We start from the raw sequence: 21,375 nt of genomic DNA on the forward strand, positions 1-21,375 counted from the left end.
CACCCGCGATGGCGAACGAGGTGAACCAAATCGACATTTACGGCGAAGTGGCGCCGCGATGCTGGGTTTCTCGTCCCATGAAGATCGCCGCGACCGATGCAGCGGTGCAGGTGACGCCCGCGCGCGCGATCTGCAATCAGGCGCGGCCGGTGCTGCTGACCGAAGTGCGGATGATCGATTCGGAGGGTGCGTTGGTCAAGCGCGCACCGGCTGCGGCCGATCGCTCCGCGCCATTCTCCCCTCGCACCGCGCTGGAGATCGTCGTAACACCCCAATTATGAGGGTTTTGACGGCCGGTTTATCAGCGCTGGGATTGACGTTCGCGTTCGCGCAGCCGGCGGCCGCGCAATCGCAGATATCATCGGTTTGCGGCGTGACGGGCGCTGCAACCGCGCCCGCCAGTATCACCTATGACCCTTTTTCGCCCGGGGGACTGTCCGAAGCGACGGTGCCGCTGATCCTGCGGCGCAATCGCGGACTGATCCTTGGGCGCACACGTGAGGTCAGTTTGGTGATCGTCTCGCCGTCGGGTTCGCCCGCGGTCGACGTCACGTATAATGGCTATCGCGTCATCTACCCCGAGGGTGCGACCGCAGGACGCCCACGCTCGCTCAATTCGAAGGACAATGGCGCAGGTGGGGCGGGTGAAATCCGTTATGACTTTGGCAGTCTTCTCGCTGCCGACACGTCGACGCCGCTGAACCTGCGCGTGACGGTGCCGCCGGGAACCGACCTGTCGGCGGGCGAGCCGATCATCCTCGACCTCCTTTATATCTGCTCGGGCGAGAATGGTATGGCGAGCGTGTCGGTCCCGACGCGCGATACCGGCACGATCCGCATCAACGTCAATACGGTGAGCGCGCTGCAGGCCTATTATGCCGGATCGCCCCTCGATTTCGGCGAGATCGGCGATGCGACGACCGCGGCGGTGCTCGCTGCGCCCGATCGCTATACGACCGCGGCTTCGAACTCGCTGCGGGTGCGGAGTTCGGGGCCATTCGAGGTCAAGATGCGCTCGCAAAATGATTTCAAGCTGACCTTTCCGGGCGGCAGCCTGTCCAACGCCGCGCAGACGATCCGGTACAGCGCGCGCTTCCTGGGGCAGGAAATCACGTCCAACAGTGGCTTCGGCACCAGGACGTGCGCGCGGGCGGGGATGGACGGCAGCGCCGGGGTGCTGCCGCTGCGCGCGACGCTGAAGGAAGGCGGGTCGGCCAAGACGCCTGCGACCAACTATAGCGACATCATCAGCATCACTTTCACCCCGATCGTCACCGCGGGTTCGGCGACCAGCTGCTCGGGGCTTTAGGGTTTATTCCCGACCGCGACGGTCGTCATTCGGGCGAAGCAGCACGATCCGGCGTGTCTTTCCGGTCTTCGTTGCAATGAGCGGTTGTACCCATCCAATGGTCAGGCGGCTAATTTGGACGGTTGCGGGCGTTCCTTACCCGTCACCTGAGCGTGCTTTATTTGAGCCGGCGGGCAAAGAAGGAAGACGGGTCCCGGGTCAAGCCCGGGATGACGAAATTAGAGGTCAAATCGCACACAAAGGCGCGAAGCCCCAAAGAAGGCGTGACCCCCGCTTTAGCGGGCATGGCGGGTGGTATAGACACCCAAAAGACGGAAATTAGCCAATTTTCACCGAACGATCCGGGGTCAGGCTCCCGCGCCTATATCGTCGGGTATAGAAAATGATGCCCGAAGTTAGCTTCGTTTTTGCCGGACGCTAAATATTGGCGGACGTCGATCCGGCCTATCTCCAACTCGTCAGGGCGATGCGCCCTCCCGGATTTTCGATTGGAGATATGAAATGAAAAAGCTTGTTCTCTCGGCCCTGATCATCGGTTCGACCTTCGCCGCAGCCCCCGCTTTCGCGCAGACGGTTTCGGGTTCGGTCGACGTGACCGGCACCGTCGCCGCCCGTTGCTCGGCGGTCACCGCAATCAGCGGCAGCATCACGCTCGGCGAACTTGCCAAGGCCGACGGCACCGTCGATGCGGGCTTCACCGGCAACACTGGTGGCCTCAGCCGCAACTTCACCGTGAAGTGCAACGGTTCGAACCCGAAGATTTCGGTCGAAGCCAAGCCGCTGGTGAACGCCGCCGCGCCCAACTCGCCGAATGGCTATACCAACACGGTCCACTACACCGCGACGCTGGTTGCGACGGGCGCCAAGGGCGGCACCACGCCGGTTGCCGACCAGTCGCTGAGCAACGGCGCGACCTCGGCGCAGGTTGGCGACCGCCTGGCCGCGACCGCGAACAACATCACGCTGACCGTGGGCAGCGGCGTGACCACAGATTCGGCGGCGATCCTCGACGCCGGTGCCTATGCCGGTAAGGTCGAAATCACGATCGCACCGACCGCCTGACACCCCGGGGGGGTGTTCCCGGCAGGCCTTCGTCCACGGGCCTGCCGGGATTACCTTTTGAAGGATATGGACATGCGCAATCCCAAAGCTCTTGCTGCCGAACTTCGCCTTCGCGCGCTCGACGCCGAGCCGCAGGAGCGCGCAGATCTGCTGTTTCTGGCGGCGGAATATGAACGAATGGCCGATATGCCCGCATTCGGTGGTCGGCCCGACTGGTTGGGGGTCCCTCTCCCCAAATGAAGGCGGCCGGCGAATTGCCGGTCGCCTTTATGGATAACATCATGATTACCAGATTTCTTTCTTGGCGGATCACCCCCTTCGGTCCATCGTCGCGCCAGCGGGTGGGGCAACGGGTGAGGAGTAGATCATTGCAGTTGCTCAGGAGTTTTGGAGGCGCGCTCGTCGCCGTGGCGATTGCCGCCACTGTATCGATGGCCGCATATGCGATGGTCGTCCAGCCGGTGGTCATCGACCTCACGACCTCTGGTCGCGGGATGAGCCAGGTGATCACGGTCGAAAACACCTTCGACAAGCCGCTGCCCGTCGAAATGCGCATCGAAGGTCTCGACCTCAACCCCGAAGGCGTGAATGCGACCGGCAAGGATCCCGGTGACCTGTCGGTCTTTCCGCCGCAGGCGATGATCCAGCCGGGCCAGCGCCAGAGCTTTCGCGTGCAATATGTCGGCGAGCCCGCGCTCGCGCGCAGCAAGCATTATTTCGTTACCGCAGCGCAGCTGCCGGTGCAGACGAACGACACGCAATCGAACGTCCAGCTGCTCTATAATTTTCAGGTGCTGGTCAGCGTGTCGCCCGACGGCGCCAAACCCACGCTGTCGATCGCGTCGGCCGAAATCGGCAAGGATGCCGAAGGCAATCCGGCACCGGTAATCGTGGTTGCGAACGCTTCGGCGGCCCACGGCTATCTGTCGCGCGGCCGCGTCCGCATCGTCCAGCTCGCTCCCGACGGCAAGGAAGTTTTCCGCAAGGAAATCTCCGGGCCCGAGTTGCAGCAGGCGCTCGGCTATGGGCTGATCGGTGGTGGTCAGACGCGCCGGATGACCTTGCCCATGCGCCTTCCGCAGCCCGGCGGGCGGATCGAGGCGCAGTTCACGCCCGACAATTGAAGGCTTTGGCGGTTCGCATGAACCCTCTTCTTATCGCAGGACTTTTGCTCGCCGCCTCGGCGATCCCGGTTGCAGGACATGCGCAGGGTCCGGCAGACGCCGGCACGCGCGTGGTCATCGACCCGGGCGCCGACGGCGCGGCGATCAACCCGACCGGACGGGCCGTGGTGCTGACCGCGCCGCTGCTCGACGGGCAGGCCTATCTTGGCGATACCACGCTGACGCTCGAACCCGGCGGGCAGGCGAGCTTTCCCGCCGAGCGGCTGCTCGTGCTGCTGACGCCGCGGCTGGCGCCGTCCCTCATCGAACGCTTGCGCGCGCGCCTTGCCGAGCGTGGCACGATCGGGCGTGCCGATCTGGAGGGCGTTGGCGTCGGCATGCGTTACGATCCGCTGACGCTGCAACTGATCATGGAGATCGCGCCCGCCAGCCGCGCCACCCGCTCGGTCACGCTCGGCGACGACGCTGCGCGCGGCCCGGTCAACTACATCGCGCCCGCCGATTTCAGCGCCTATCTCAATATCCGGGGATCGATGGACTGGGTGCAGCAGGGCAGCGACGAGGGGCTGGCGGCGCCGATCACCTTCCTCGACGGGGCGGTGCGCGCGGGCGGGGTGGTGCTCGAAAGCGAAGCGAACTGGCAGGCCGGCGCACGCGGCGCGGATTTCCAGCGTCGCGGCACGCGCTTCATCTACGACGATCGCGACAGTCTGGTCCGCTGGGCTGGCGGCGACCTGCAGACGCTGGCGCGTGGGTTTCAGGCGGCGCCCGAGATCAGCGGCCTGTCGATCTCGCGCTTCTATTCGCTGCTCGACCCGCAGCGGATCATCCGCCCGCGCGGCAACCGCAGCTTTCGCATCGAGCGTCGGTCGGTCGTCGAGGTTCGCGTCAACGGTCAGCTGGTACGGCGGCTCGAACTCGATCCCGGCACCTTTGACCTCAAGGATTTTCCATTCACGCAGGGATCGAACGACGTCCGGCTGACGATCACCGACGATGCCGGGCGTACCGAATCGTTCAACTTCAACACCTTCCTCGATCAGTCGCAGCTTGCGGAGGGGCTCAGCGAATTTGGCCTTTACGCTGGCGTACTCGCGCCGCTGGGCCGGCGCGGGCCGGTTTACAGCAACGACATGGCGTTCAGCGGCTTCTACCGCCGCGGGATCAGCGACCAGTTGACCCTTGGCGCGAATGCACAGGCCGATCCCAATGGCTGGATGGGCGGGGTCGAGACGGTGATCGCGACGCCGATCGGCTCGTTCGGCGGCTTTGCCTCCGCCTCGCACGTCAAGGATGTGGGGTCGGGCTGGGCATCGATCCTGACCTTTCAGCGCACGATCACACGGCGCAGCGGCGGCGCAGACGCCTTGTCGCTGTCGTTCGAGACGCGCAGCCGCGACTTCGCGCCGATCGGCGTCGGCCTGCCATCCAATCCATACCGCTATGTCGCGGGCGCGAGCTATAATGGGGCGATCAACGATGCGCTCTATGCCGGGCTCGACGCGCGTTACTCGCGCGGGCGCGATGACGAGCCCCATGTTGCGAGCCTGCGTGCGACGGGCGGCTGGCGCATCTCGCCGCGGCTCAACCTGACCGGCGACGTCAGTTACGAGCGCGCGGGGCGGCAGGACCGCGTCGGGGTTTTCCTCTCGCTCGTCTTCCGGCTCGACCGCGCGTCGAGCCTGCGATCGGATTATGACAGCCGCAACAACCGCAAGCGGCTGACCTACCAGACCTATCATGGCTCGGGGACGGGGGCGTATAATTTCAGCGCCGATGTCGAGCATAGCGACCTGGGGGTCGCGACGACCGCGAACGGTATATATTACAGCAATCGCGCCGAACTGGGCTTCAGCCATTTCGGCACCTTCGACCGCGATCTGGGCGGGTCGACGGGGCAGCGCAGTTCGCTGCGTTTCGGAACCTCGCTCGCGATCGCCGATGGCAGCGTCTCGATCGGGCGGCCGATCCAGGACAGTTTCGCGATCGTTCGCGCGCATCCCTCGCTGAAGGGTTCCGATCTTTTCATTGACGCCAACGGCGGCTTCTCGACCGCAAACAGCGGCGCGATGGGCACCGCCCTGCAACCGAGCCTCAGCAGCTACAGCGAGCGCAACCTGCTGGTGACCGCGCCCGACGCGCCGATCGGCACCGACCTTGGCGAAGGATCGTTCCGGCTGCTTCCCGCTTATCGCAGCGGATACCGGCTGACGGTCGGATCGGATTATATGGTCAGTGTCGTCGGGCGCCTGCTCGGTACAAATGGCGAGCCGATCACGCTGGTTGCGGGAACCGCGGTCGAGGAAGCTCATCCCGAGCGCGAGCCGGTGCCGCTGTTCACCAATGCTGCGGGCCGCTTCGGCGCGACCGGACTGGCGCCGGGGCGCTGGCGTATCCTGTTGAACGATGCCGACCGGACACGTTTCGAACTGATCATCCCCGAAGGTGCCGATCGCACGATTGCGGCGGGCGATCTGATGCCGAATAGTCCGTGAACCTCTGGAAACACTAACTTCGCAACGGGGCCATTTTCGCCTTGTCGCTTCAGCCGAACCATCGCCCATAAGATAATTTTGCGCGCGGGATCGCTTCGGTTGGCGCTCATCCGCTCTTATTGCAAGCCGTTGGTCATCGATCGGAGCAAGCGCAAATGAACAGTCGAACCCAGCATATTGATGCCCTTATGGATCGCGAGATGATCCGCGACTGTCTTTATCGCTATTGCCGCGGCATCGACCGGTGCGACGAGGCGATGTTGCGGTCGGCCTGCTGGCCCGGCGGCACCGACGATCATGGCGCCTATAACGGCACAACCGACGGCTTTATCGACTGGGCGATGCAGACGCTGCCCATGATCGAACGCGGCATTCACCAGATCCATAATATATTGATCGAGCTGCGCGGCGACGAGGCGGCGGTCGAAAGCTATTTCACGGCGCTGCAGCGACAACCGGGCGGCGAAGGCGGGCTGGTCGAACTCACCATGGCCGGACGCTATGTCGACCGGTTCGAAAAGCGGGGTGATGAGTGGCGGGTGGCCGACCGGGTCGTCGTCTTCGACTGGGTGGACGAGCGGCCAGCGCCGGAAAAGAGCGAGGCCGAACGCTTCGCACACCGCAAATCGGTCGGGCGTCCCTGGCCCGACGACCCGGTTTATGCGCTGTTCGGGACGGAAACGAGGGGAGAGGGCTGATGGGTATCGAGACGCTGGCGTGGGAGCCGCTGTTCGTCATGCGGCTGAACGTCGCTTATGATCAGGCGCAGCCGATCGGCGGCGAGAGCCGGCTCGGGATTTTTCCCGTGCACGGCGGCACGTTCGAGGGGCCGAAGCTGAAGGGCCGGGTGATGCCCGACGGCGCTGACTGGGTAACCTGGCGCGGTGATGGGACGATGATCATCGATGTGCGGACGTCGCTGGAAACCGACGACGGCGCGCGGATCGCGATGCATTACACCGGCCTGACCGTGCCGACCTCGCCCGAAGCGGCCGAACGCTTTCGGCGGCGCGAGCCCGGGCCCTATGAGGACCTTTATCTGCGCACGACGCCGCGCTTCGTGACGGCGCACCCGGACTATGACTGGATGAACCGCATCGTAGCCGTCGCCAATGGCATGCGCACCGACGACGGCCCGATGTATCACGTCTTCGCGATCAGGTGACGGCGTCGGCCGCCACCGCGAAATGATCGCCGTGGCGCTTGCGCAGTTCGGTCTTGAGCAGCTTGCCCGTCGCGGTGTGAGGCAGTTCCTCGACGAAGAGGATATCGTCGGGAAGCCACCAGCGCGCGACCTTGTCGGCGAGGTGCGCCATGATCTCGTCCTTCGAGCAGGCTTCGCCGGGGTGGAGCCGGACAAGGAGGAGCGGGCGTTCCTGCCATTTGGGGTGGGCGACGCCGATCACTGCGGCCTCGGCGACCTTGGGATGCGCGACGGCGGCATTTTCGAGGTCGATCGATGAAATCCATTCGCCGCCCGACTTGATGACGTCCTTGGCGCGGTCGGTGATCTGGAGGAAGCCGTCGGGGTCGATCTTGGCGACGTCGCCGGTGTCGAACCAGCCGCCCGTGTCGAGCGCGCTGCCCGCCGGCTGGCCATGATAGGCACTGAGAACCCAAGGTCCGCGTACCTTGAGCAGTCCGGCGGCCTCGCCGTCGCGCGGCAGTTCTTTGCCATCCTCGTCCTCGATACGCAGTTCGATGCCGAAGACCGGGCGGCCCTGCAGGGCGCGGAGGTCGATCCGGGCCTCTTCGTCCAGATCGGCATGATGCGCGAGCGGGCGGCAGACCGTGGCGACGGGGCTCGTCTCGGTCATCCCCCACGCCTGCATGGTCTCCACACCGAGCAGATTACGGAAGCGTTCGATCAGCGAACGCGGGGTCGCGGCGCCGCCAGTGAAGATGCGGTCGAGTTTTAGCGCCGCGCGGTCCTCTGGCGCGCGTTCGCGCTCCAGATGGTCGAGGAAAGCGAACCAGATCGTCGGCACGCCGAGCGAGAAGGTCACGCCCTCATCGCGCATCAACGCGTAGAGCGAGACGGGATCGAGCGCCGATCCCGGCAGCACCAGCTTCGACCCTGCCATCGCCGCCGAATAGGGAATGCCCCAGGCGTTGACGTGGAAAAGCGGGGTGACGACGAGGATCGAATCTGCAGAGCCCAGCGACATGCTGTCGTTCGCTAGCGCGCTCATCGCATGCAGCACCGTCGAGCGATGGCTGTAGAGCACCCCCTTCGGATTGCCCGTCGTCCCGCTGGTGTAGCAGAGCGCGCTGGCGCTGTTTTCGTCGAGGTCGGGCCAGTTTGCGATCGCGCGCGGGCCGTCGGTCAGGCTCTGGTACGAGATCGGGTCGGTGATGCCGGTAACAGGCATGTCGGCCTGGTCAGCGAGGACGATCACGCGTTCGATCTTTGGCAGATCGGCGAGCAGCGGCTCTATGGTCGGCAGAAGGTCGGGGGCGACGCAGAGCACCCGTGCTCCACCATGGTCGACGATATAGCGTATCTGTTCGGGAAAGAGGCGCGGGTTGACGGTGTGGAGCACCATGCCGGCGCCGCTGACGCCATAATAAAGTTCGAGATGGGGCAGGCGGTTCCATGCCAGTGTGGCAACGCGGTCGCCGGGTTTCAGGCCAAGGTCGGCGAGACCCGCGGCGATGTGACGCGCGTGGCGTTCGACCGTCCGCCAGTCCGATCGCTCGAGCGAGCCGTCGGCGCGCCGCGACACGATCTCGCGGCGGGGATGGTTGGTCGCCGCGTGCCGGATCAGCATCGCGGTCGTCAATGGCTGCGCCTGCATCAGGCCGTGCATGAAACCTCTCCTTTAATGATTTGATTGGCCGCGACGATTGCCCAGCTGCGCCCGCGCGCGAAGCACCGCATTCACCGCACGCCGACAATCACATTTGCGAAATTGGCGCTTTCGCCCTCCGCCCGCGAGCCAGCGGGCCCTTGCTGCAGCTAAGCCCGCTGCAATTGATGGGAGATGCGACGATGAATCTGGACCTGGCACCCGAAGACCGGGCGTTTCAGCAGGAGGTGCGCGACTTTTTCGCGAACTCGATTCCCGAGGAGTGGAAGACGACGGTGCGCGCCGGGCTGCGCCTGTCGCCCGAGAATCTTGTGACCTATCAGCGCCGTCTGGCCGATCGCGGCTGGGGCGCGCCGACCTGGCCGAAGGAATATGGCGGCACCGGCTGGACGCCGCAGCAGCTTCACATCTTCTGGTCCGAAGCCTCGGCCGCCGATGCGCCGGCGCAGTTCCACCAGGGGCTCGAACTGATCGGCCCGATCATCTTCACCTATGGCAGTCAGGCGCAGAAGGATTATTATCTGCCCCGCATCATCAGCGGCGAAGACTGGTGGTGTCAGGGTTATTCGGAGCCGGGCGCGGGGTCCGACCTTGCGGCGCTGCGCACGCGTGCCGACCGGGACGGGGACGACTATGTCATCAACGGCCACAAGATGTGGACGAGCTATGCCCATGTCGCTGACCGCATGTTCGTCCTTGCCCGCACCTCGACCGAGGGACGACGCCAGCAGGGCATTTCGCTGATGCTCGTCGACATGGATACGCCGGGCATCCGCATCAGCCCGATCCACACGCTCGACGAAAAGCACCACACGAACGAGGTGTTCCTCGACGACGTCCGCATCCCCGCTGCCAATGTGGTTGGCGAGGAGGGCATGGGATGGAATTACGGCAAGGTGCTGCTCGACCGTGAGCGCATGGTCGCGGCCGCGACCGCGATGTTCCTGCCGCAGACGCTGCGCGCGGTACGCGCGGCGGCGACGCGCCGCCGGACCGCGCACGGACTGCTGATCGACAAGCCCGAGTTCAGGGCGAAGCTGGCGCAGGTCGAGATCGAGGCGATGGCGGTGCAGGCGATGGTGATGCGGTTGATGGCCGATGCCGCGGCGGGCGCCGATTCAGGCCCGCGCGGGTCGATGGTCAAGCTGCGCTGGTCCGAACTGACGCAGCAGGCGACGGCCCTTTGGGTCGAGGCGCTGGGGCCGAAGGCGCAGCATTTCGCGGCGCTGGACGACCAAAGCGTGCTGCCCGACGATATGCCCTTTGCGCTTAAGGGCGCGCTCTATGCGCGCGTCACCACCATCTATGGCGGGTCGAGCGAGATCCAGCGCAACATCATCGCGCGCCGCGCACTTGGGCTTTGAGGGAGAAGACGCATGCAGTTCGCCTTTAACGACGAGCAGCAGATGCTGCGGGACAGCGTCGAGCGCTTCGGCGAGGATGAGTGGAACGCCGCCGACCGGCTGAAGCGCCTTGCCGACGGGCCCGAGGGAACGGCGAGGCGCTGGGCGCAGATGGCCGAGCTTGGCTGGCTGATGCTGCCGATCGCCGAGGACGAAGGCGGCCTTGGCGGTGGTCCCGTCGAAATCATGGCGATCATGGAGGGCTTTGGCCGCCATCTGATGACCGAAGCCTATGTCAGCTATTGCGTTCTGGCGCCCGCGCTGATGGCGGGCGGCGGCGATCATTGCGCGGCACTGCTCGAGCAGGTCGGGGCGGGGCAGGTACGGATCGCCGCAGCGCTGATCGAGGAGGAAGGTTTCGACATTGCGTCGATCGAAACCGTCGCGTCGGCGGACGGCGACAGTTTCAGGCTGACGGGCGCGAAGGCGCATGCCGAGGATGGCGCCGACGCCGACTGGTATCTGGTCTCGGCCCGCACGTCGGGAGCGTCGGGCGAGCGTGCGGGCATCAGCCTGTTCCTCGTTCCGCGTGGCGCCGAAGGCTTGACCATCCAGCGCTTCCGCTCGGTCGACAGCCATCGCCATTGCAGCCTCGCGCTGGACGGCGTTGCAGGCATCCCGGTCGGCGCGGTCGGTGGGGCGGCGGACCGCATAGAGGCCGCGCTCGATCGCGCAATCGTCGCGCATCTGGCCGAGGCGGTCGGGTCGATGGAAGCGGCGGTGGCCGCGACGCTCGACTATGTCCGCACCCGCCAGCAGTTCGGCGCGCCGATCGGCAGCTTTCAGGTCGTCCAGCACAAGGTCGTCGACATGAGCGTCGCGTGCGAGGAAGCGCGCGCGCTGATGATGGTCGCGGCGTCGCAGCTTGCGGGCGGCGGCGAGGCTTCGTCGCTGGTCGCCGCCGCGAAGGTCCGCGTTGCGCAATGCGGAATAGCGGTCGCGCAACAGGCGGTGCAGCTTCACGGCGGGGTCGGCACCAGCGAGGAGTTGGTGGTGAGCCACCACCTCCGCCGTCAGATGATGCTCGATCTCGCGCATGGCGACCGCGACCATCACAAGGCCCGGTTCGCGGAACTGACGCGCTAAGATTTCCGATAGTCCGAAAGGCCCGTTCGCCAATCTTATGGCGAACGGGCTTTTTTGGGGTGGGAAAGGGGAGGGCTTAGCCCTCCTGCTTCGCCTCGTCGGCCTCGATCCGGCGTCCGGCCAGCCAGAACAGCAAAGACCCGATGGCGAGCGGCAGCGCGACGAGCGCCATCGCGGCGCGCAGCCCCTGCTCGCTGCCCAGCGAGGGGGCCAGCAGGTCGCTCGCGATCCCGACGAACAGCGGTCCGAGTGCAAGGCCGATCGCGTTGGTCACGAACAATTGCACCGCCGCCGCCATCGCGCGCACCCGCGCCGGGACGAGGGTCTGCACCGAGGCGAAGACCGATCCATAGTTGAGCGCATGGACGAAGATCGCGCAGGCGAGGAAAGCGAAAGACAGCGGCACGGTCGGCGCCAGCGCGGCGCCCGCGAACAGCGGTGCGGCAATGACCAGCGAGGTTGAGGGCACCAGCGTATAGCCCTTGATCCCGCGCCGCGCGGCGCGGTCGGCGAGCTGGCCGCCGACAAATGTGCCGACCATCCCGACAAGCCCGACGATCAGGCCCAGGCTGAGGCCAAGGAAGACCGTCGGCGGTACGCCCCAGTCCGCCGCCATCGCGTCGATCCCGGCGACATGCGTGCGCATATAGAGCGAGCCGAAGAACGACGCCTGCCCATAATAGCCGAAAGCGCCCATCGCGGTGCCGAAGGAGATCAGCCAGAAGCTCGGGAGGCGGCGGAGCGTTGCAAGAACCTGACCCAGCGGCATGTGCGGCGCTGCGCTTTGTATGCTGACCGCGCGCTTGCGCGGTTCGTCGAGGGTGAACCAGACGATGACGGCAAGCAAAATGCCGGGAACGCCCGCGATCAGGAAGGCGGCGCGCCAGCCGAGGGTCGCGAGCAATATGCCGCCGAGTACGAGCCCCGCGAGCGAGCCCACCGGGACGCCGAGCGAATAAAGCGCCAGCGCGCGGCCGCGCTGTTCGCGCGGAACATAATCGGTGATCAGGCTGTGCGCGGCGGGCGTGCAGCCCGCTTCGCCGACCCCGACGCCGATGCGCGCGAGCAGCAGTTCGGTGAAGTTGCGCGCCAGCCCGCAGAGCGCGGTGAAGCCGCTCCACACCGCCAGTGCGATGGCGATCATCCCCACGCGGTTGCCACGGTCGGCGATCCGCGCGAGCGGAATGCCGAGGAGCGTATAGAAGAGCGCGAAGGCGAGGCCGCTGATCATCCCGATCTGCCAGTCGGCAAGGTTCAGGTCGGCCTTCATCGGTTCGACCAGGATCGTCACGATCTGCCGGTCGAGCATGTTGAAGGCATAGACGATCATCAACAGGAACAGCGCGCCATAGGGCATGCGGGTCGATGCCGTTTCGGCGGTGGGAGTCGTCGCGGTGTCGGTGGTCATAGGCCTCTCCATGGCGGGCGCCCGGCCCGTCGTTCATCACGGCACATTAGGGGCTGGGGGCGAGCAGGCAGGGCTGCAGGCGGTCCGATGCCCGATTATCCCCATGCTGATTTGTCGCGCCGTTGCCGCGGAACGCTCGCGCACGGGCCGCAGGGCGAGCAAAGGCGCGGATGGAGGAGGCGCTTTATGGCGTTTGCGAAGAACGGATCCGTCTGCATTCATTATGAGCGCATGGCCGCGGGCGACGGGCCGCCCGTGATCCTGCTCGCAGGCGCAGGACGACCTTCGACCGATTTCGACTACGCCTTTTGCGCGCCGATCGTCGCGGCGGGCTTTGTCCCGATCCGCATCGACAGCCGCGACACGGGCCGCTCCACTTCGCTGGTCGATGTCATGCCCGATCTTCGGGCGATCAAGGCGGCTGCGCTGGGGGCGGGAAGCGCGCGGCCGCCCTATGGCATTGCCGACATGGCGGATGACGTGCTGGCGGTCATGGATGCCGAGAGGATCGAGGCGGCGCATTTCGTCGGGCGGTCGATCGGGGGGCTGGTCGCGCAGCAGCTTGCGGTTCGTCATCCGGACCGCGTGCAAAGCCTGGTGCTCGTGATGGCGATGAGCCGGTCTATGGCCGACGCGATCCCCGATGCCGCGCTCGATCGCCTGATGGGCGAAGATATCCCGGACGAGGACGCTTATGTCGCGCGCCAACTGGGCGTAGCGCAGGCAAACGGCATGGCGGAGGATTATGACGCGGGCCGCGTTGCCGAGGGCGCGCGGGTCGCATGGCGGCACGGGATTCATCGCGGCGGAACCGCGCGGCATTTCGCCGCCAGCCTTGCCGCGCCCGATCTGCGTGGCGCGCTGGGTGCGCTGCATGTGCCGACGCTCATCGTGCATGGTCGGCACGACAAGGTGATCCCGCTTGCCCGCGCGATGGAGACCGCCGATGCCATCCCGGGCGCGGCGATCGAGATCGACGAGACGATGGGACACGACGGACCGCTCCGCCTTCGGCAGGTCTGGGGCGAGCGGATTGCAGCCCATCTGCAGGCGGTGTCGGCGCGATTCTGAGGGTCGTCCGGAAATCACATATGTGATATGGACCGCGAAAGCCGCGGTTTTGGCCGCGTCGCGGTCTTTGAAGTTATCATGTCTTCATCAGAGACCGCCAAAAGGCGGCAAGTGGACCGACCGCTCAAGGCGCTCCCGCCTTCTTGTGTTGGGATGGAGAGATGAAGAGAAAACCCGTCAAATCGGCCTCGCGCACGTTCGAGGTGCTGGAACTGTTCCGCGAGCGCCGCGCGCCGCTACGCCTCAACGAAATCTACTCGGCGCTCGGTTACCCCCAGTCGAGTACGACGAACCTGCTCAAGAGCATGGTGATCGAGGGCTACCTCAATTACAACCGCAATACCCGCACCTATCTGCCGACGCTGCAGGTCGCTTCGCTCGGCAGCTGGCTTTACGGCCATGTCGCGTTCGGCAGGGGATATAGCTGGCTGATCGACGAACTGTTCCGCAAGACCGAGGAAACCGTCGTTCTGGTCACGCAGAACGACCTGTTCATCCAATATGTGATGATGCGGACACCCGACCATCCGCACAAGCGCCCGCCCAATCCGGGCGAGATGCGGCTGATGCTCGACGCGACTGCGGGAATGGCGCTGATGAGCCGGATGCGCGACCGCGAGATCGACAAAATCTATCGCTATTCCAACTATTACGAGCTCAACCCCGACAAGGCGATTACGCTGGAGGATGTGATGAGCCGGATCCGCTGGATCCGCCACACCGGCTATTGTTACTGGCCCGAGCATCCCGTGCCGGGGATTGCTTCGATCGCCATGCCATTGGGCAACAGCAGCCACGGGATTCCGCTGGTGATCGGGATCGGTGGGACCACCGAGCGTCTGTCGCCACGCCGGGCCGAGTTCGTGGAGATCATGCGCGAGACGATTGCGGACTTTCACCATCTCTTTCCGCAGGACAATCGCGGCGACGATACGGCAGGCGATGACGCTGACGAGTATGATATCGCCGCCGAATAGGCATTTCATTTGGAATAATGACGGCGCCCCGCGCAGCGGACCGTGCCTGCCGTCCGCGAGCGCTTATCCTCTCGCGAAAGAGGAGAGCGTTTTATGCCTGTCGAAATCGAACTGCTGGATGCCGGTGTCGCCGGCCTTGGCGAAAGTCCATTGTGGGATCATCGGAGTGGGCGGCTGTGGTGGGTCGATGCCAATGCGGGGCGCCTCCATTCGAGCGATGGCGAGGGGCGCGAGCAGGCCGAATGGACGCTCGATCAGCCGGTCGGCAGCATCGGGCTGGCGTCCGGCGGCCTTGTCGTTGCCCTTGCGGACGGATTTTACCGCTTTAATGCCGTCAGCGGACATGTGTCGCCGATTGCGCGCCCAGCGATCGCGGCCGGAACGCGGCTGAACGATGGCAAGGCGGACCGTGCCGGGCGTTTCCTCTGTGCGTCGATGCGAACGGGCGAAGCCCTGGGCGCCGGGGCGCTGTTCCGGCTCGACGCCGACGGTGCGACCGAACAGCTCGAGAGCGGCATCGGGATCGGCAACGCCATCTGTTTCTCGCCCGATGGCGATACGCTCTATTTCGCCGACAGCCTCGACGGCAAGCTTCGTCGCTATGCTTATGACCAGACGACCGGACAGGTCGGCGATCGGCATGATCTGGTCGATTGTCAGGCGAACGGGGGATCGGGCGCGGATGGCGCGACGGTCGATGCCGAGGGACGGATATGGGTCGCGCTGGTGCTGGCGCAGGCGGTCGGCTGCTATTCGCCCGAAGGCAGGTTGCTGCGGTCGATTCCCGTGCCGCTGCCTTATCCGTCCTGCCCCGCGTTCGGCGGACCGAACCTCGACACACTTTATCTGACCAGCATCGCCAATTCGGGGCACCGGCTGGTCGCCGATCATCCCGACGCCGGGCGGATGACTGCGATCCGGGGGCTCGATGTCCCCGGGATCGCGGAAGGCATTTACCGCTGAGCGATCAGCGAAGCGCGATCGAAATGCCGCCATCGACGAGCAGCGACTGACCGGTGATAAAGCCCGAACGGTCGCTGTCGGCAAAAAAGAGCACCGCCTCGGCGATATCGGACGTCTCGCCCAGCCGGCCGAGCGGCGTGCTCGCGACGCGCGCTTCGAAGGTCGCATCGTCGAGCATCGCCCGGACCCCCTCGGTCGCGACTGTCGACGGCGCGACCGCGTTGACGCGGATGGCCGAGGGGGCGAGTTCGATCGCTGACGAGCGCGTCATGCCCTCGACCGCCGCCTTGATCCCGCAATAGACCATCGCATTCGGCAGGCCCATGTGCGCCGACACCGACGCGATATTGATGATCGCGCCGGCACCGCGCGCACGCATGTGCTTCGCGGCAGCCTGCGTGCCCCAGATGATGCCGGCGATGCCAACGCCGAGCATCTTGTCGAGGCTTTCGGCGTCGATGCCCTCGATCGGCGAATATTTGGTCCACATCGCATTGTTGACGACGATGTCGATGCCGCCGAATTCGGCGGCCGCGGTATCAAAGGCTTCATGCAGCGCGGCGCCGTCCGACACGTCGCAGCCAAGCGCGATCGCCTTGCCGCCGTCGGCTTCGATCTGGAGGACCAGATCGTCGGCCCAATGCGCCTTGCGGTCGAGCAGCGCGAGCGAGGCGCCTTTGCCAGCGAGCTTGAGCGCGATATCACGGCCTAGACCGCGCGACGCACCGGTAACGAGCGCGACGCGCCCTTCGAGTGTTTTTGTCATGGAGAGCCCCATAAAAATGGAGCCCGCTTTTGGGCGGGCTCCAGTGGGAGAGATCAGAATTTGTAGCCGACTTCAACGCCGTAGACCCGGCCCTTGTTAAGCGGAGAGAAGGTTGAGCCGGCAAAGAAGGGCAGGGGCGCCTCGGTTCCGAACGTCGCTTCGTTGAGAAGGTTGTTCCCATAGACCGACACCTTAACCCGGCCGTGCGTGACCGCGAGGCTGGCATCAACCATCGTCGCCGCGCGGAGCAGGCCGGTGTTCTGGTCGTTGTAGAAGGCGGCATCGCGATAATTGGCGCCGACGCGCGCTTCGGCGTCGAAATCACCGCCGAGGCTGGTCGCATAGGTGATCGACCCGCCATAGCTCCACGGCGACAGGCGCGGCAGTTTCAGCGCATAGTCGGTATCGTTGATCACACCGTCGGCGTTCAGGTCGAACAATATGTCTTCATATTTGCCCTTGGTATAGCCGAACTGGCCCGCGATCGTCAGGCCGGCGAAGGGCTTGACGACCAGTTCGCCCTCGATGCCCTTGATCGACACATCGGCCGCGTTGGTGATGATCTGGAAGTTGCCGAACGGCGCGAAGGGCGCTTGGAATTCGCGCTGCGTGCCGTTGATGCGGCTGTAGAAGCCCGCGATGTTGACACGGGCAAAGCCGCCGAATTCCTGCTTCAGGCCGATTTCATAAGCGTCCTGCTTTTCCTGATCAAAGGGACCGGGATCGACATTGGGGTTGAGGTTGCGGAAGTTGTATCCGCCGCTGCGAAAGCCCTTGGCGAACGAGGCATAGAGCAACGTGTCCTCGGTCGGCTTGAACTGGACGCCGATGCGCGGCGTGAAGCCGTCCCAACTGTCCTTGTCGGTGAAGTCATAGCTGCACCGCAGAACGTCGAGGTCGCAGCCGCCGACGCCGATCGAGCGGACCTGGACGTCCTTTTCCTCGGCCGAATAGCGTGCGCCGACGCTGAAGGTCAGCTGTTCGGTGGCGTGCCAGTCGACGGTGGCGAAAACGCCGCCCGTGCGCTGCTTTTGACGGCCGCCGCCCGAAACGGTCAGCGCGCCGCCCGACAGCAGACGCTGTTCGGCATAGTTGATGTCCTGATTGAAGTAGAAAAGCCCGGTCGTCACGTCGAACGCGCCGAAGGTGCCAGCGTAGCGCAGTTCGTTGCTGAACTGCCACTGGTGAATGTTGTTGCGCGAGTGCAGGCTCGTCACCGGCGACCCGTCGACGTCGGCGCCCGAGTCATTGGACAGCGCGCGGACAGCAGCGATGTTGGTGATCTTGCCGTCGCCGAAGGCGGTGTCGATGTTCAGTTCGGCGATGCCCTGATCCCAGTCGGTTTTGACGAAACCGGCGTAGTTCTGGTTCACGCGGAAGCTGTCGCGCGGAAAGAGGCCATGGTTCGTGACCGCCGGGCCGTCACCGCGAATGCGACCATGTTCGTAACGCAGGACGAGGTCGAAGCGGTCGCTGGGCTGGAGGCGAAGCGCCGAACGGACGATCATCGTTTCGCTGCCGCCGATCTTCTTGCCGTCGAAGTCGTTTTTGAACCAGCCAGCGTCGTCATTATAATAGACGGCGACCTTGCCGCTCAGCACGTCGCCAGCGATCGGACCCGAGACCGAAATGCTCGCCCGCTTTTCGAGGCCGGTCGACAGACCCGCCTTTGCGTCGAGGCGGAAGCGGTTCGAAGGGGTGGTGGTGCGCAGCAGCACCGCCCCGCCAGTGACGTTGCGGCCGAAGAGCAGGCCTTGCGGGCCACGCAGGATTTCAACGCCCTCAAGGTCGAAGGTGTCGAAGAGTACGCCCGCGCTGACGCCCAGATAGACGCCATCTACGAAAACGCCGACGGTCGGGTCGATCGATGGGATCGAACTGTTGATGCCGAGGCCGCGGATCGAGAAATTCGCATAGCCCGGCGTCGTGCCGACGCTTTCGAGCGAGGCGTTGGGAACCGCATAGCTGACGCTGGCGATCGAGCGCGCGTGGATGCTGTCGAGCTCGTTCGAGCCGAACGCGGTGATCGCGATCGGCACGTCCTGGACATTCTGCGCCGAACCGCGCTTGGTTGCGGTCACGACGATGTCAGTCAGTCCGCCGCTGCTCGGTTGCGCTTCTTCCTGCGCGGTGTCGTCATATGCGGCTTCGTCTTGTGCAAATGCTGGGGTCGCCCCGGCAATCGCAATCAAACCGGCGCTCGCCATAAGAAGCTTGCTGTGCCTTTTCATCGTCCACTCCCTGGTGAATCGCGCATTCCGTTGATCCTTCCGCTGGCATTTCGCCTCGAAGGGGTGCGCGGGCTTTAAATCGTGTCGCCGTCCCGTGAAGAGGCGACGGCCCCCCGTTCCTGCGTTGCGGCGCGAAGGGCAATGAAGGTCCCGTGCCGGGCGCCGATAATCACAATCGCGATTCCGCAGCGCGCCTTTCAATCCAGAATGAGATTTTCGGCGCATCGGACGGCTTTCGCGTCCGGCTCGCGCCGTCCCGATGCCATGGTCCCGGCAAATGGGAGACAGGATCATGAGCAGCATTCGTACCGAAGTAGAAAACCATATCGCGCTCGTCACGCTCGATAATGCGCCGGTTAACGCCGCCGCGCTGGACATGCTTCAGGAACTCACCGATGTTTTCGATAGCTTCAACGATCGCGACGATGTGCGCGTCGCGGTGCTGACCGGCGCGGGCAAATGTTTCAGCGCCGGGGCCGACCTCAAGAACCGGCCCGACCTTTCGATTCCCGGCAAGCGCTGGAACCGTAACCGCGTCGTCCGCGAGGTCGCCTATTCGATTGCGGATTGTGCCAAGCCGGTGATCGCCGCAGTCAATGGCCCCGCGCTGGGTGCCGGTTTCGGTCTGGCGGCGAGCTGCGACATAATCGTCGCTTCCGAAAACGCCGTCTTCGGCCTTCCGGAGATCGACGTCGGCCTGATGGGCGGTGGCAAGCATACGTCGCGCATCGTCCCGCACTCGCTGACCCGCCGCATGATGCTGACCGGCTATCGCGCCCCGGCCGCCGAAATGTACCGCCGCGGCATCATCGAGGCCTGCCTGCCTGTCGATGAGCTGTTGCCTTACTGCATGGACATGGCGGCGGTGATCGCGTCGAAGAGCCCACTCGCCACGCGCTATGCCAAGGACAGCATGCGCACGATCGAGAATATGACGCTGCGCGACGGCTATATCTATGAGCAGGGCAACACGGCGAAGCTGTCGACCTCCTACGACGCGCAGGAAGCTGTCGCAGCCTTCGTCGAGAAGCGTGCGCCGGTTTTCCAGGGCCGCTGAGGGCGACGCGCTATGGACTGGAATTTCGGCGACCTGCTGGACGCGACCGCCGCGCATGTCCCGGGCGACCACCCGGCAATCATCCGCGGCGACCATGTCACCAACTGGGCGGATTTCGACGCCCGAACAAACCGGCTGGCACGCGCGATGCTGGCAGCAGGTTTGCCCGCTGGCGCGCGCATCGCGATCCTTGGGCGCAACATTCCCGAGTTCATCGAGATTGCTGCGGCGGCGTTCAAGGCGCGGCTGACGCACGTCAATCTCAACTATCGCTATACGACGTCTGAAATCGAATATGTGCTGCGCGACTGCCAGGCGGCGGGGCTTTTCTATCAGGACGAATTCGGGCCGGTCGTCGCGTCGCTGATCGGCGGGGGGATCGAGCATCTGACCTATGCGGTGCAGATCGGCAGCGACGGCGCTTATGAGGGCATCGTGTCGGATGGCGATGCGTCGCCGCTGGACATCCAGCGGTCGCCCGACGACGGCTATCTCCTCTATACCGGCGGCACCACCGGACGCCCGAAGGGCGTGATGTGGCGTTCGGCCGACGCGCGGCGCTCGCAGCTTGAATCTCCCGTGGCGGTTACAACCCCGGCGAGCATGGACGACCATATTGCGCAGGTACTGAAGGGTGCGGCGGGGCGTGTCATGCCTGCCTGTCCACTGATGCACGGCGCGGGGCTCAACAGCTCGCTCGCCGAACTGCTCGTCGGCGGGACGGCGGTGCTGCTGCCGTCGGATCGGTTCAGCGCCGAGGAATTGTGGAGCGAGGCCGAGCGGCACAAGGTTACGCGCATCCTGATCGTCGGCGACGCCTTTGCACGGCCGATGGCCGACACATTGCTCGCCAATCCGGAGCGTTGGGATTTGAGCGCACTGCGGCTGATTTCGTCGGCGGGCCTGATGTGGTCCGAACAGGTGAAGGCGGCTTTGCTTGAGGCGCTGCCGCAGCTTACCCTGCTCGACATTCTCGGCGCGTCGGAGGCGTCGGGCTTTGGCTATGCGATCACCAACAAGGACCGTGCAACGCCGACCGGCCTGTTCGAGCCCGGGCCGCAGACGGTGATCGTCGATCAGGACAGCGACCGCGTGCTGGCGGACGACGAGGTCGGTTCGGGCTGGCTTGCACGTCGTCCGCCCTTCGGAGCGGGTTATCATGGCGATCCCGAAAAAACCGCGAGCGTCTATCGCACCATCGATGGACAGGCTTATGCGGTGCCGGGCGACATGGCCGAACGCCTTCCCGACGGACGTTTTCGCCTGCTCGGGCGGGGCAGCATGTGCATCAACACCGGCGGCGAAAAAGTGTTCGTCGAAGAGGTGGAGGAGGCGCTGAAGCGCGTCGACGGCGTTGCCGACGCCATGGTCTTCGGTTTGCCCGACCCGAAGTGGGGCAGCGTCGTCACCGCGCTGATCGAGGCGGGCGACAGCCCCGACGATCTGACGCTCCGCGCCGCGCTTTCGCACGATCTTGCCGCCTATAAGCTGCCGCGCACGATCATCCGTGTCGCCGTCCTGCCGCGTCATGCGAGCGGGAAGAGCGATTATCGGAGCGGGATGGATCTCGCGCGCGCCGAAGTTTCAGCCCGGACGTCCACTGGCTGATCGTC

General features: G+C 65.0%; 19 protein-coding genes. 15 read left to right on the top strand and 4 right to left on the bottom strand.

Annotation, left to right across the window (positions count from 1 at the left end):
- Positions 1-8: 8 nt before the first annotated feature.
- From ACSYDV_RS06910 to ACSYDV_RS06945, 8 genes are all read left to right on the top strand, one after another.
- A complete protein-coding gene (locus ACSYDV_RS06910; protein WP_438323051.1) occupies positions 9-281 on the top strand; it encodes a hypothetical protein in 273 nt (90 codons plus the stop codon).
- Positions 282-373: 92 nt separating this feature from the next.
- Positions 374-1,309: a hypothetical protein gene (locus ACSYDV_RS06915; RefSeq protein WP_438323052.1), complete on the top strand. Its 936-nt coding sequence runs from the start codon at positions 374-376 to the stop codon at positions 1,307-1,309.
- A gap of 501 nt (positions 1,310-1,810) precedes the next feature.
- Positions 1,811-2,371, top strand: coding sequence for a hypothetical protein (locus tag ACSYDV_RS06920; protein ID WP_438323053.1), 561 nt, complete (start codon positions 1,811-1,813; stop codon positions 2,369-2,371).
- A 72-nt stretch (positions 2,372-2,443) separates the two neighbouring features.
- A complete protein-coding gene (locus ACSYDV_RS06925; RefSeq protein WP_438323054.1) occupies positions 2,444-2,611 on the top strand; it encodes a hypothetical protein in 168 nt (55 codons plus the stop codon).
- 128 nt (positions 2,612-2,739) lie between these two features.
- Positions 2,740-3,495, top strand: a complete 756-nt coding sequence (locus ACSYDV_RS06930; RefSeq protein ID WP_438323055.1) for a fimbrial biogenesis chaperone — start codon at positions 2,740-2,742, stop codon at positions 3,493-3,495.
- 17 nt (positions 3,496-3,512) lie between these two features.
- Positions 3,513-5,990, top strand: a complete 2,478-nt coding sequence (locus tag ACSYDV_RS06935) for a fimbria/pilus outer membrane usher protein (RefSeq protein WP_438323056.1) — start codon at positions 3,513-3,515, stop codon at positions 5,988-5,990.
- A gap of 155 nt (positions 5,991-6,145) precedes the next feature.
- Positions 6,146-6,688, top strand: a complete 543-nt coding sequence (locus ACSYDV_RS06940; RefSeq protein WP_438323057.1) for a nuclear transport factor 2 family protein — start codon at positions 6,146-6,148, stop codon at positions 6,686-6,688.
- Entirely contained in the window at positions 6,688-7,155 is a 468-nt protein-coding gene (locus tag ACSYDV_RS06945; protein WP_438323058.1) for a DUF3237 domain-containing protein, read from the top strand. The genes ACSYDV_RS06940 and ACSYDV_RS06945 overlap by 1 nt, the downstream gene beginning before the upstream one ends.
- Here the strand turns inward: ACSYDV_RS06945 and ACSYDV_RS06950 are convergent.
- The gene (locus ACSYDV_RS06950) at positions 7,148-8,800 is read right to left on the bottom strand and encodes a long-chain fatty acid--CoA ligase (RefSeq protein ID WP_438323059.1); all 1,653 of its coding nucleotides are present in this window, start codon (positions 8,798-8,800) and stop codon (positions 7,148-7,150) included. The genes ACSYDV_RS06945 and ACSYDV_RS06950 overlap by 8 nt on opposite strands.
- A 182-nt stretch (positions 8,801-8,982) precedes the next feature.
- On the opposite strand from ACSYDV_RS06950, the gene ACSYDV_RS06955 reads away from it, so the two are divergent.
- The gene (locus ACSYDV_RS06955; RefSeq protein WP_438323060.1) at positions 8,983-10,164 is read left to right on the top strand and encodes an acyl-CoA dehydrogenase family protein; all 1,182 of its coding nucleotides are present in this window, start codon (positions 8,983-8,985) and stop codon (positions 10,162-10,164) included.
- 12 nt (positions 10,165-10,176) lie between these two features.
- The gene (locus ACSYDV_RS06960) at positions 10,177-11,289 is read left to right on the top strand and encodes an acyl-CoA dehydrogenase family protein (protein WP_438323061.1); all 1,113 of its coding nucleotides are present in this window, start codon (positions 10,177-10,179) and stop codon (positions 11,287-11,289) included.
- A 76-nt stretch (positions 11,290-11,365) separates the two neighbouring features.
- On the opposite strand, the gene ACSYDV_RS06965 is transcribed toward ACSYDV_RS06960, so the two are convergent.
- Complete coding sequence (locus ACSYDV_RS06965) at positions 11,366-12,697, bottom strand: spinster family MFS transporter (protein WP_438323062.1); 1,332 nt, start codon at positions 12,695-12,697, stop codon at positions 11,366-11,368.
- Between the two features lie 186 nt (positions 12,698-12,883).
- On the opposite strand from ACSYDV_RS06965, the gene ACSYDV_RS06970 reads away from it, so the two are divergent.
- From ACSYDV_RS06970 to ACSYDV_RS06980, 3 genes are all read left to right on the top strand, one after another.
- On the top strand, positions 12,884-13,768 hold the full coding sequence (locus tag ACSYDV_RS06970) for an alpha/beta fold hydrolase (protein ID WP_438323063.1): 885 nt from the start codon (positions 12,884-12,886) through the stop codon (positions 13,766-13,768).
- A gap of 161 nt (positions 13,769-13,929) precedes the next feature.
- Positions 13,930-14,745 (top strand): IclR family transcriptional regulator, encoded by an 816-nt coding sequence (locus ACSYDV_RS06975; RefSeq protein WP_438323064.1) that lies wholly within the window; start codon positions 13,930-13,932, stop codon positions 14,743-14,745.
- Between the two features lie 93 nt (positions 14,746-14,838).
- Complete coding sequence (locus tag ACSYDV_RS06980) at positions 14,839-15,708, top strand: SMP-30/gluconolactonase/LRE family protein (RefSeq protein ID WP_438323065.1); 870 nt, start codon at positions 14,839-14,841, stop codon at positions 15,706-15,708.
- Positions 15,709-15,712: 4 nt separating this feature from the next.
- On the opposite strand, the gene ACSYDV_RS06985 is transcribed toward ACSYDV_RS06980, so the two are convergent.
- Both ACSYDV_RS06985 and ACSYDV_RS06990 read right to left on the bottom strand, forming a co-directional pair.
- Complete coding sequence (locus ACSYDV_RS06985; protein ID WP_438323066.1) at positions 15,713-16,474, bottom strand: SDR family NAD(P)-dependent oxidoreductase; 762 nt, start codon at positions 16,472-16,474, stop codon at positions 15,713-15,715.
- A gap of 53 nt (positions 16,475-16,527) precedes the next feature.
- Positions 16,528-18,705: a TonB-dependent receptor gene (locus tag ACSYDV_RS06990; protein ID WP_438323067.1), complete on the bottom strand. Its 2,178-nt coding sequence runs from the start codon at positions 18,703-18,705 to the stop codon at positions 16,528-16,530.
- A gap of 292 nt (positions 18,706-18,997) precedes the next feature.
- Between ACSYDV_RS06990 and ACSYDV_RS06995 the strand changes: the two genes are divergently transcribed.
- A complete protein-coding gene (locus ACSYDV_RS06995; RefSeq protein WP_438323068.1) occupies positions 18,998-19,762 on the top strand; it encodes an enoyl-CoA hydratase/isomerase family protein in 765 nt (254 codons plus the stop codon).
- 12 nt (positions 19,763-19,774) lie between these two features.
- On the top strand, positions 19,775-21,370 hold the full coding sequence (locus ACSYDV_RS07000; RefSeq protein ID WP_438323069.1) for an AMP-binding protein: 1,596 nt from the start codon (positions 19,775-19,777) through the stop codon (positions 21,368-21,370).
- The last annotated feature ends 5 nt before the right edge of the window (positions 21,371-21,375 follow it).

The sequence above is a fragment of the Sphingopyxis selenitireducens genome, from assembly GCF_051550705.1.
Taxonomy (GTDB): domain Bacteria; phylum Pseudomonadota; class Alphaproteobacteria; order Sphingomonadales; family Sphingomonadaceae; genus Sphingopyxis.

Excerpts from the sequence above, each read along its gene's own strand:
- ACSYDV_RS06910 (WP_438323051.1), top strand. The coding sequence starts at position 9 with ATGGCGAACGAGGTGAACCAAATCGACATTTACGGCGAAGTGGCGCCG.
- ACSYDV_RS06920 (WP_438323053.1), top strand. The coding sequence starts at position 1,811 with ATGAAAAAGCTTGTTCTCTCGGCCCTGATCATCGGTTCGACCTTCGCC.
- ACSYDV_RS06925 (WP_438323054.1), top strand. The coding sequence starts at position 2,444 with ATGCGCAATCCCAAAGCTCTTGCTGCCGAACTTCGCCTTCGCGCGCTC.
- ACSYDV_RS06935 (WP_438323056.1), top strand. The coding sequence starts at position 3,513 with ATGAACCCTCTTCTTATCGCAGGACTTTTGCTCGCCGCCTCGGCGATC.
- ACSYDV_RS06940 (WP_438323057.1), top strand. The coding sequence starts at position 6,146 with ATGAACAGTCGAACCCAGCATATTGATGCCCTTATGGATCGCGAGATG.
- ACSYDV_RS06945 (WP_438323058.1), top strand. The coding sequence starts at position 6,688 with ATGGGTATCGAGACGCTGGCGTGGGAGCCGCTGTTCGTCATGCGGCTG.
- ACSYDV_RS06950 (WP_438323059.1), bottom strand. The coding sequence starts at position 8,800 with ATGCACGGCCTGATGCAGGCGCAGCCATTGACGACCGCGATGCTGATC.
- ACSYDV_RS06955 (WP_438323060.1), top strand. The coding sequence starts at position 8,983 with ATGAATCTGGACCTGGCACCCGAAGACCGGGCGTTTCAGCAGGAGGTG.
- ACSYDV_RS06960 (WP_438323061.1), top strand. The coding sequence starts at position 10,177 with ATGCAGTTCGCCTTTAACGACGAGCAGCAGATGCTGCGGGACAGCGTC.
- ACSYDV_RS06965 (WP_438323062.1), bottom strand. The coding sequence starts at position 12,697 with ATGACCACCGACACCGCGACGACTCCCACCGCCGAAACGGCATCGACC.
- ACSYDV_RS06970 (WP_438323063.1), top strand. The coding sequence starts at position 12,884 with ATGGCGTTTGCGAAGAACGGATCCGTCTGCATTCATTATGAGCGCATG.
- ACSYDV_RS06975 (WP_438323064.1), top strand. The coding sequence starts at position 13,930 with ATGAAGAGAAAACCCGTCAAATCGGCCTCGCGCACGTTCGAGGTGCTG.
- ACSYDV_RS06980 (WP_438323065.1), top strand. The coding sequence starts at position 14,839 with ATGCCTGTCGAAATCGAACTGCTGGATGCCGGTGTCGCCGGCCTTGGC.
- ACSYDV_RS06985 (WP_438323066.1), bottom strand. The coding sequence starts at position 16,474 with ATGACAAAAACACTCGAAGGGCGCGTCGCGCTCGTTACCGGTGCGTCG.
- ACSYDV_RS06990 (WP_438323067.1), bottom strand. The coding sequence starts at position 18,705 with ATGAAAAGGCACAGCAAGCTTCTTATGGCGAGCGCCGGTTTGATTGCG.
- ACSYDV_RS06995 (WP_438323068.1), top strand. The coding sequence starts at position 18,998 with ATGAGCAGCATTCGTACCGAAGTAGAAAACCATATCGCGCTCGTCACG.
- ACSYDV_RS07000 (WP_438323069.1), top strand. The coding sequence starts at position 19,775 with ATGGACTGGAATTTCGGCGACCTGCTGGACGCGACCGCCGCGCATGTC.